We start from the raw sequence: 9,834 nt of genomic DNA on the forward strand, positions 1-9,834 counted from the left end.
CTGTTCCTCGCCGGCCCGAACTTCAATACGGAACGCGAACCGCTGGCATGGATCGGCAAAGCCGCAACGGGCAACTCGCAAGCGTTTTCGCCGAAGGTTGGCACGACGCGAACTGTGCAGGCATGGAAGGCAACCATCGACCAGGCGGCACGCAATGCCGGCGTCGCGGTTCCAGACCTCAAGTACATCGTCCACGACGCAGGCAAAGGCAGTGATGCATCGTCGTTACGTATTGCCGCGCTCGCGCAGGCCTTGACGGAATCGCTTCCGGAGTACGACCACCAGCAGCAGACATTCAACACGGCCGCGCTACTCGGTGACATGGGAACCGGAAGCGCATTGACCGACGTTGCGCTCGCGATCGGCCGGATCAATCACTACGGCGGCAACGCGCTGGTTGCGGGAACGACCGACCCCGAACATCCCGTCGCGGTTGTCGTCCTGCCGCCGTCGACACTCACGCCGCTCGATCCGAGCAAGGATTGGTTCCGCGCGCGCGGCGGCAACAACGCCTATCTGCCGTGGTGGGGACGCCGGCACGATACCGATTACGGCATGCAGGGTTATTCATGGTGATGCAAGCCAACGCGACCGCACGTCGCGTGCGAACGCGAGCACCGCGCCCATCATTCAGGGGATGAGTCATATGCGAGGCATTATCCGGGTAGGCGACGGACATACCCACGGCGGCCGGGTCGAATCCGGAGCCGGAACGAGCAAGGTGATGGGGCGCTCGGTCGCCCGCATCGGCGACGTGTGTTCATGTCCGATTCACGGTCCTTGCACGATTACCGAAGGCGACACTGCATTCAATGTCGAAGGTCGAGACGCCGCGTTCGATGGTCACAAGACTTCATGCGGCGCGACCTTGATTTCTTCACTTCACACTTCCGGGCGAGTTTGAATGCAAACGACCCGACGCATGACTGCCGAACAGTTCCGCCTGTTGCGCATGCAAAATACACGAATCAAGCCTTTGAACCAGTGGGCCCTGCACGAGATTTTCGTCAAAGGCCGATCACAACGGGCTGTGGCAGCGGAAGTCGGCATGACGTGTTCCGCGATGTCGCAGCTTGTGCGGAAGGCGTGGCAGCGATATCTGGAGCTACCGGGAAACTACACGCGCCTCACCACTCTCACGATCACGATCCCGGCCAGATATGAGCCCGCACTCCAGGCATGGGTGCGGGATGCATATCGATTGGCGATTCAGAATGAACAAGATACGGCAACCTGATCGATTCCCGCCCCGGAACTTCTCTCAAACTCAATTCACAACGGCTTTTACGTCACATGAAGTTTTCGATCAATCCGGATGCGGCACGATACGCGACGATCGTATCGATCGTCTCCGCCGGTATTTCCATCGTTTCGGCGTGGTCCGCTCACGAGGCGATGAAAAGTAACGAACTCGTGTACCGACCCTATGTAGTGGCAACACAGCACTTCGACGATTCCGAAAACAGGCGTGGCATTTATCTTTCAAATGCAGGGCTCGGACCGGCCATCATCAAGGGCATGACCGTGACGATCGGAACCCGAAAATACGCTGGCCTCGGTCCCAGTATCTGGTCGCGCGTCCAGGCCGATGCAGGCGTCGGCGCCACGGGATGCTTCAGGACCGGCTGGCCGCGCCCCGACGATCCGCTGAAAGCCGGCGAGATCGTGCCGCTTCTGACCTTGTCGGATAAGGCGCCACCTCCATGCCTGCCCATCTTGCTCAAGTTGCTGGCCATGAACGAAATCGCTATCGATATCCAGTACGAATCCGTACACGGAACGGCGTTCTCCTCGACACGCGGCGTCGGCATTCACGATCCCGACGCAATGCAGATCGCACGCCAATATGACGACATCGAACGGCGCATTGCTGAACTGATCAAGGGCATGGATGCCGTGCACGCGCCGCACGCTGCGTCCTCTGCGCAGCCCTGAATGCTGCTCGCGGCACTGCCGATCGCGTTGCGTGTCGGCGTGCCGGCGCGCAATCCGGCGCTCAGGCCGGGCCGGCAGTCCACCTCCGGTACTGGCGGAGAAAATCCGGCGCTTGCCGCAGCTTCGCCGCGATGCGCGGCAAGCCGGCGGCTCCCGGGCAATCGATACGGCACCTGCCTTCGCATCGTGCTGCCCTCGGCAGCACGATGCGGGGCGGCCTCATCGGCGATTCATTGAACATTCAACACAGCGGAGACCACGCTTCCGGCAGGCAAATCGTCGACGTGGCCCGCTCGATCTGCTGCGGTCCGCCCTTGGGCGGCCAAAGCCCTTCGGCATAGTGGCGCGCTCGCAATGCCATGCGCTCCTCCAGGCTCGAGAACCCCCAGATATGGGCAATGCGAGGCGGGCCATCCATCGCATACATGTTCGCGACGAGATGGGACGTATAGGCTTCCGCCGGGCCGACGGCCTGCTCCCACGCGGCGATCGTCGGCGCGATCCCGGCCGGTTTGAGCCAATAGCGGCGAAACTCGTAGAACCTGCCCAGTTTCGACGGCTCGATCGCGGGCAAGAACGGAAAAAGTTCGTAGGTTTCCATGCTGAGCCCCACGTCGGCACCGCCGATATTGAACGGCCCGCCGCTCATCAACGCACGACGGCGCTCCTGCTGCAGTTCGCCGATTTCGTCGAAGCCTCGCAACACGACGATCTGCCCCAACTCGCCGATTTCCGAACGCCAAACGCCGAGGAGACGCCCCGCGGCATCCGGATCCGATACCCATCGGTGCGCACCGGCGGAAACGGCATCCTGCTCCAGCAGCAAACACGACAACGTCGTCAGTTCATACTGCATGTCGACTATCCCTCGCAAAATGGGCGTCGGATGCGCCAGTCGCACCCGGCCGCCATCGGGAAAAATAGATTCCCCAAATCCACACTCAGACAAAACGTTATTCCACATCAAGCTGAATCGCCAGCCAACTTTGGATCCTTTTTCCCTCCTGTCCCCCGTATCATTTCTCCCATTCCGAAAGAAAAGAGCATGAGAAGGACATGAGCGACACCACCACGCTGCACTACCTCGACTACGCCGCCACGACGCCCGCCGATCCGCGCGTGATCGAAGCGATGACGGCCTGCCTCGGCTTCGACGGCATCTTCGGCAACCCGGCATCGAGCTCGCACGCCGCCGGCCGGCTCGCGAAAGACAAGGTCGAGCAGGCCCGCGCGCAAGTCGCCGCGCTGATCGGCGCGGATGCGGACGAGATCGTCTGGACATCGGGCGCCACCGAATCGAACAACCTCGCGCTGAAGGGCTATGCGGAAAACGCGACCGGCAAGCGCCACCTGATCACGAGCCGCATCGAGCACAAGGCCATTCTCGACACGATGGCGAACCTGTCGAAGCACGGCGCGTCGGTCACGTTCCTGACGCCCACCCGCGACGGCGAGATCACCGCCGACGCGGTCGCTGCCGCCATCGGCCCCGATACGGGCCTCGTATCGCTGATGCTCGTGAACAACGAGCTCGGCACGCTGACCGATATTGGCGCAATCTCCCGGATCGTGCATGGCGCGGGCGCGCTGCTCCACGTGGACGCCGCGCAGGCGCTCGGCAAGACGCCGATCGACGTGCGCGCGCTCGGCATCGACATGCTGTCGATGTCCGCGCACAAGGTGTACGGGCCGAAGGGCATCGGCGCGCTGTTCGTCCGCCGCGACATCGCGGACCGGATCGCGCCTCAGATTCACGGCGGCGGGCATGAGCGCGGCTTGCGTTCGGGCACGCTCGCCACCCACCAGATCGTCGGCATGGGCGTGGCATGCGAACTGGCCGCTGAAAAGCTCGACGGCGAAGCCGCACGGATCGCAGCGCTCGGCGCCCGCCTGACGGACGCGCTGGTCGCACTCGGCGATGTCACGCAGAACGCGGCCACCGCGCGCCGTATCCCGCACACGCTGAGCCTGACGGTGAATGCGCCGGGCTTCTTCCCGTTCATGCTCGGCGAAGCGCTCGCCGTGTCGTCGACGTCCGCGTGCAACTCGACCAGCGGTGCGCCGTCCCACGTGCTGACCGCGATCGGCCTCGATGCGCAGACGGCAGGCCGCACCGTACGCGTGAGCTTCGGCCGCTTTACGACGGAGGAGGATGTCGACTTCGCGATCGCCTGTTTCCGCCACGCGATCGAACAGTGTCGCGCGACGGCAGCGAACGGGTTTTCCGCTTCGCGGCAGATCACGCCGGCCGACCTGAAGGCGATCCGCAATGCCGGCTTCCGCTCGGTCATCTGCAACCGGCCGGACAGCGAAGGCGACGCGCATCCGGCGTTCGATGAAATCGCCGCGGCGGCCCGCGAACTGGGCCTCGAAGCGCGCTACCTGCCGGTCGAGCGCGATCGCATCGGCGATGCGGAGATCGATGCATTCGGTGCGCTGGTCGACACGCTGCAGAAGCCGGTGCTCGCGTACTGCCGCAGCGGCAGCCGCTCCGGCATGCTGTGGAATCGCCTGTCCGCCCGGCGCACGGCTTCGGCTTCGGCCTGAACCGGAACTCCGCCCCGCCCCCCCCCCGCCCGGCCCCGCCCGCTTTCGCATACGAAGCCGATGCTTCGATGCGCTGCCGGGCGGTGGCGCCGGGGCCCATCGACTGCGTGATCGACCCGATGCCGCCGCCGGTGCCCGCGACGACGGTGCGCGCTGCCGTGATGGCGGTGCGGCCCTACGGGCGCGTGATGCTGATGGGCGGCGTCGGCATGCTCGGCGGGGCGCGGCAATCATTGCGGAGTGCGATTCGATGGAAAGCGCCCGCGAAGCACTGCGTGAGTTTCCGCTGGCAAAGGCCGGGCTGATCGAGCGGGACATCATTCCGCTCGGCGCGCTTCTCGGCTGGGAAGCACTGTTTGCGGGGGCCACGCGTGATGTTCACGGTCGGCGGCGTGACGCGAACACGCCGCGCGGCCCGGGTGCCGGTGAAATCCGTCACAATGGCCGTCGTCTCCGTCACCCGTAACCCGAATGCCCCGTCCGCCACATTCTCGCGCGTGGAAGCGCGCCGACGCTGACGCAGCTTCGCCCCATCATCCGCGCAACTGGCGGCCTGCCAGCCGGGCCGCCGCGCTGCTGCTTGCCGCGAGCATCGCCGCATGCGACCCGACGCCGGTACCCGATCGGCTCTCGGACTTCGACGCGACCTACGCGATGAAGGAGCGGTTCGGCCTCGGCGACGTCATGGTGTTTCTCGGGTCCTGCATCGGCGCGAAAAACCCGACTTACCCGGGCCAGGCGGCCTGTACGCTCGTCATCCGCTCGAACGGCCACGGGACCGAAACGCAGGCCGATTTTCACTGGAACGGGACCAAATGGGCGGCCGAGCCCACCGAGTCGCGGGATCTCCTGCCTTACCCCGATCCCCAGCTCGCAGGGTTGGTGAAGTAACGCGGCCGCTACTTCGGATACTCCAGTTGCAGCGCGACCCAGCCTGATGTCGCATCGCCATAGCGCGCCGCGATGTCGCCGAGCACACCGGACAGCACCGAGTCCCCACCCCGGTCAGCCGGCATCGTCATGCGCGCGTGCCGGACATTCGCCGGCTGCGCCAGCAACCGCAGCCCGTGCCTCGACTCGATCACGCGCGCGTCTGCCGTCGCGACGACGTCACTGCGCCAGGTCCGCGCCCACGCGTCGGCGGTCAACGCAACCGGAAGCTCGTCAAACCCGTTTTCGACCGGAAGATCGAACGACTCGTGCCGCCAGAACGCGACGCGGTTCGCCAGCGCTATCGCCACCGCACGCGCAGTCAACGCGAACCGGCTACCGTCGTGAACGTCGCTCCATGACAGCGCACCGACGCGCCGCGCCGTCTCGCGCGCCGCCGCCGGCCCGGCCAGCGCACTCACCAACGCCAGCGAAGCCGGAATCGACGCCGACACGCCGGTCGTCGTCATGACGTTACCGTCCATCACATAGCGGCGATCGTCGACCCACGTCGTCCCGGGGAAGCGGCGCCGCAGGCTGTCGCGCGAATAGCACGGGGATGACATCGTCACGCACGCGGGCCTGCGGCTCGCCGGGACGGCCGCGCTGGCGGCGCTGCCGGGACGGATCGACACGATCATCGTCGCCGGCGGCAGTGAAGCGGCGCTGCGACACGCCGCGTCGGAAGCCGGCGTGCTGCCGTGGCTGCGTACGCGGATCGCGGACACGCGGCGCATCGCGAGCATCTGCACGGGTGCGTTCGTGCTCGCCGCGGGCGGATGGCTGGACGGCAAGCGTGCGACCACGCACTGGAACCAGTGTGCGACGCTGCAGGCACTCTGCCCCGGCGCGCGCGTCGAGCCCGATGCGATCTATGTCAGCGATCCGCCGTTCCATACGTCGGCCGGCGTGACGGCCGGCATCGATCTGTGTCTTGCACTCGTCGAGGCAGACTGCGGTGCGCCGGCCGCGCTCGCGGTCGCACGCGAACTCGTGCTGTTCGTGCATCGCCCCGGCGGGCAGGCGCAGTTCAGCGTCGGGCTCGGCTCGCTGGCCAGCGCGACGCCGCGGATGCGCGCGCTGCTCGCCGAGATTGCCGACGATCCGACCGGCGATCTCGGTGTCGCCGCGCTGGCCGCCCGCATGCACATGAGCGAACGCACGTTTGCGCGCAACTTCCTCAAGGAGACCGGACGATCGCCCGCACAGTTCGTCCTGGCAGCACGCGTCGAGCGCGCGAAGGCGCTGCTCGAGCGGGCCGACTGGCCGCTCGAACGTGTGGCCGAACGCTCGGGATTCGGCAGCGTCGACGCGTTGCAGCGCGCGTTCGCGAAGCAGGTCGGCGTATCGCCGCGCGACTATCGCGCACGCTTCGGCCAGCAACGCGGCAAGCAGGGAATCGCGTAGGCCACCGCCAGTCGGCCGGCCTGCCGGCCACGCAGGCGAATCGCGCACCGTCAACTCAACCCGCCAACACGCGCGCTCGTGTGCGCCGCCATTCATGCTTCCAGCGCCCGCACACGACGCCCTCGAATGGTGCATTCCTCCGGATTTTCACTACGTTGCCGAAATCTGATAGAGCCGGGAAATTTGATTTCATACCGTTCACGCATCGGACTGGAAAGCGATGGCCGCTCGACCACGGCATCGCGAGCCGCCGACGAATCCCAGGAGCGGGCCACATTGCTTGGCCCGGGCGGCGATGACGGTCCTGCCACGCAGGACATTCGTGACGGAGCGACCATGGACGCAAAATTCCAGCCTGATTCAGGCACCGACAGTGACGTAAGCCTGCTGCACAAGATGGGCTATGCGCAGGAACTGTCGAGACGTATGAGCGGCTTCTCGAACTTCGCGGTTTCGTTTTCGGTGATCTGCATCCTGTCGGGCGGCATTACCGCGTTCCAGCTCGCCTTTTCCGCGACGGGCGGCGCGTCGGTCGGCCTCGGCTGGCCTCTGGGCTCGCTGTTCGCGCTGATCGTCGCGGTGTCGATGTCGCAGATCGCGTCCGCATTCCCGACGGCCGGCGGCCTCTATCACTGGGGCGCGATCCTCGGCGGAAAGAAATGGGGGTGGATGACCGCGTGGATCAACCTGATCGGCCTGATCTTCGTGATCGCCGCGATCAATTTCGGCACCTACGATCCGTTCTTCAAGACACTGATCGCGCCGATGTTCGGCGTCAGCCCGGACAGCCTCACGTGGTGGCATCAAACGGCGTTCATCGCGTTCATCACGATCTCGCAGGCGATCCTGAATGCCCGCGGTATCAGGATCGCGAGCAAGATCACCGACCTGTCGGGCTACCTCATTTTCGTGGTGACGATCGCGCTGGTGGTGTCGCTGCTCTACTACTCGCCGGTCGCATTCGATGCACACCGGCTGGTGACGTTCACCAATTACACCGGCGTCGACGGCGGTGCATGGCCGAAGCAGGCCACGCCGCTCGCGTTCCTGTCCGGACTGCTGCTGGTGACCTACACCATCACCGGCTTCGACGCTTCCGCCCACACGTCCGAGGAGACGCACGACGCGGCCAGAAACGTGCCGCGCGGCATCATCGGGTCGGTGTTCTGGTCCGCGGTGTTCGGCTACGTGATGGTGTGCGCGTTCGTGCTGGTGATGCCCGACCTGACCGCCAGCATGAAACAGGGCACCGGCTTTTTCGAAGCCATTCTCGCGCCGATTCCGAAGACGTTGCGCGTCTGCCTCGAACTCGCGATGTTCTTCATCAACTACGTGTGCGGGCTCGCCGCGATCATGTCGACGTCACGGATGGTGTATGCCTTTGCACGCGACGGCGGGCTACCGGCGTCAAAGCTGCTGCGCAGCGTGAACCCGACCCACCGGACGCCCGGCCCCGCGATCTGGACGTGTGCCGTGCTCGCGATCGTCGTCACGCTGTACGGCGACGCGTTCTCGGTGCTGAGCGCCGGCAGCGCGGTGTTCCTGTTCATCTCGTATGCGATGCCGATCGGCTCCGGGATGCTGGCCGAAGGCCGCTCGTGGACCGACAAGGGCCCGTTTCAACTGGGAATCTGGTCGAAGCCGTGTGCGTTGCTCGCGCTGGTCGGCGCCTGTGTGCTCGCCTATGTCGGCATCCAGCCGCCGAACGAGAAGGTGCTGTACGTGCTCGTCGGCTTCGTCGGCGTGCTGATGGTGATCTGGTATGGCTTCGGCGTGCGCAACACGTTCGCGGGGCCGCCGGTGCTGAAGGACACCCGCAATCTCGACCGCATCCGTGAACTCGAGGCGAATGTCGATCCGTCTGCCTGAAGCGTCTGCAAGCACACTAAAAAAAACCGACTCGCTGGCTCGATGCCGCGAGTCGGTTTTTTGTTTCAACGTGACGCGACGCGGTTCGACCGCCTCGAGGCAGCCGAACCGCGCGTACTTCAGCCGTAGACGGGGAACTGCTTCGTCAGCTCGGCAACCTGCCCGCGCACACGCTCGAGCGTGGCTGCATCTTCCGGGCTTTCGAGCACATCGGCGATCAGGTTGCCGACGATCTCGGCCTCCTTCACGCCGAAGCCGCGCGTCGTCATCGCCGGCGAACCCAGGCGCACGCCGCTCGTCACGAACGGCTTTTCCGGATCGTTCGGGATCGCGTTCTTGTTCACCGTGATGTGTGCCGCGCCCAGCGCCGCTTCCGCTGCCTTGCCCGTGATGTGCTTGGCACGCAAGTCCACCAGCATCACGTGGCTCTCCGTGCGGCCCGACACGATCCGCAGCCCGCGCTTCACCAGCGTTTCAGCCAGCACGCGTGCGTTCTCGACCACCTTCTCCTGGTACGCCTTGAACTCCGGCGACAGCGCTTCCTTGAACGCCACTGCCTTCGCCGCGATCACGTGCATCAGCGGGCCRCCCTGGATCCCCGGGAAGATCGCCGAATTGATCGGCTTCTCGTACTCCGACTTCATCAGGATCACGCCGCCGCGCGGGCCGCGCAGGCTCTTGTGCGTCGTCGTCGTCACGAAGTCCGCGTGCGGCACCGGGTTCGGGTACACACCTGCCGCGATCAGGCCCGCGTAGTGCGCCATGTCCACCATCAGGTACGCACCCACCGACTTCGCGATCTTCGCCAGGCGTTCGAAATCGATCTTCAGCGAGAACGCCGACGCGCCCGCGACGATCAGCTTCGGCTTGTGTTCCTGCGCGAGCTTCTCGGCTGCTTCGTAGTCGATGTCTTCGTTCTCGTTCAGGCCGTAGCTCACCACATTGAACCACTTGCCCGACATGTTCACCGGCGAGCCGTGCGTCAGGTGGCCGCCGTGCGCGAGGCTCATGCCCATGATCGTGTCGCCCGGCTTGAGCATCGCGAAGAACACGCCCTGGTTCGCCTGCGAACCCGAGTTCGGCTGCACGTTCGCGGCTTCCGCGCCGAACAGCTGCTTCACGCGGTCGATCGCCAGCTGCTCGACG

The 9,834-nt window shown here is 65.3% G+C and carries 8 protein-coding genes and 4 pseudogenes; 9 read left to right on the forward strand and 3 right to left on the reverse strand.

What is annotated here, in order from left to right; all coding sequences use genetic code 11:
• From B7G54_RS37410 to B7G54_RS37425, 4 genes and pseudogenes are all read left to right on the forward strand, one after another.
• Positions 1 to 576, forward strand: a pseudogene (locus B7G54_RS37410) (virulence factor); the annotation flags it as partial.
• A 70-nt stretch (positions 577 to 646) separates the two neighbouring features.
• Complete coding sequence (locus B7G54_RS37415) at positions 647 to 904, forward strand: PAAR domain-containing protein (RefSeq protein WP_085043653.1); 258 nt, start codon at positions 647 to 649, stop codon at positions 902 to 904.
• A gap of 18 nt (positions 905 to 922) precedes the next feature.
• On the forward strand, positions 923 to 1,237 hold the full coding sequence (locus tag B7G54_RS37420; protein ID WP_085043654.1) for a TrfB-related DNA-binding protein: 315 nt from the start codon (positions 923 to 925) through the stop codon (positions 1,235 to 1,237).
• A gap of 56 nt (positions 1,238 to 1,293) precedes the next feature.
• Positions 1,294 to 1,935, forward strand: coding sequence for a hypothetical protein (locus B7G54_RS37425; protein ID WP_085043655.1), 642 nt, complete (start codon positions 1,294 to 1,296; stop codon positions 1,933 to 1,935).
• 241 nt (positions 1,936 to 2,176) lie between these two features.
• Here the strand turns inward: B7G54_RS37425 and B7G54_RS37430 are convergent, their stop codons facing one another.
• A complete protein-coding gene (locus B7G54_RS37430) occupies positions 2,177 to 2,791 on the reverse strand; it encodes an NIPSNAP family protein (protein WP_085043656.1) in 615 nt (204 codons plus the stop codon).
• A 200-nt stretch (positions 2,792 to 2,991) separates the two neighbouring features.
• Between B7G54_RS37430 and B7G54_RS37435 the strand changes: the two genes are divergently transcribed.
• The 3 genes and pseudogenes from B7G54_RS37435 to B7G54_RS37445 all read left to right on the forward strand — a co-directional run bounded on the left by B7G54_RS37435 (position 2,992) and on the right by B7G54_RS37445 (position 5,373).
• Positions 2,992 to 4,482 carry an aminotransferase class V-fold PLP-dependent enzyme gene (locus B7G54_RS37435; protein ID WP_085043657.1) on the forward strand — a complete coding sequence of 497 codons (1,491 nt, stop codon included), beginning with the start codon at positions 2,992 to 2,994 and terminating at the stop codon, positions 4,480 to 4,482.
• Between the two features lie 205 nt (positions 4,483 to 4,687).
• Positions 4,688 to 4,843, forward strand: a pseudogene (locus B7G54_RS37440) (superoxide dismutase); the annotation flags it as partial.
• A gap of 110 nt (positions 4,844 to 4,953) precedes the next feature.
• Positions 4,954 to 5,373 carry a hypothetical protein gene (locus B7G54_RS37445; protein ID WP_085043658.1) on the forward strand — a complete coding sequence of 140 codons (420 nt, stop codon included), beginning with the start codon at positions 4,954 to 4,956 and terminating at the stop codon, positions 5,371 to 5,373.
• A gap of 8 nt (positions 5,374 to 5,381) precedes the next feature.
• On the opposite strand, the pseudogene B7G54_RS39275 reads toward B7G54_RS37445, so the two are convergent.
• Positions 5,382 to 5,981, reverse strand: a pseudogene (locus B7G54_RS39275) (DJ-1/PfpI family protein); the annotation flags it as partial.
• Between B7G54_RS39275 and B7G54_RS37450 the strand changes: the two are divergent.
• Positions 5,965 to 6,819: pseudogene (locus tag B7G54_RS37450) on the forward strand (GlxA family transcriptional regulator); the annotation flags it as partial. The pseudogenes B7G54_RS39275 and B7G54_RS37450 overlap by 17 nt on opposite strands.
• 336 nt (positions 6,820 to 7,155) lie before the next feature.
• On the forward strand, positions 7,156 to 8,688 hold the full coding sequence (locus tag B7G54_RS37455) for an amino acid permease (protein WP_085043659.1): 1,533 nt from the start codon (positions 7,156 to 7,158) through the stop codon (positions 8,686 to 8,688).
• Between the two features lie 119 nt (positions 8,689 to 8,807).
• Here B7G54_RS37455 and glyA read toward each other — a convergent pair.
• Positions 8,808 to 9,834 (reverse strand): serine hydroxymethyltransferase (gene glyA / locus B7G54_RS37460; protein WP_085043660.1); only part of this gene is annotated, 1,027 nt, incomplete at its 5' end.

The organism is Burkholderia puraquae, assembly GCF_002099195.1.
Classification (GTDB): domain Bacteria; phylum Pseudomonadota; class Gammaproteobacteria; order Burkholderiales; family Burkholderiaceae; genus Burkholderia; species Burkholderia puraquae.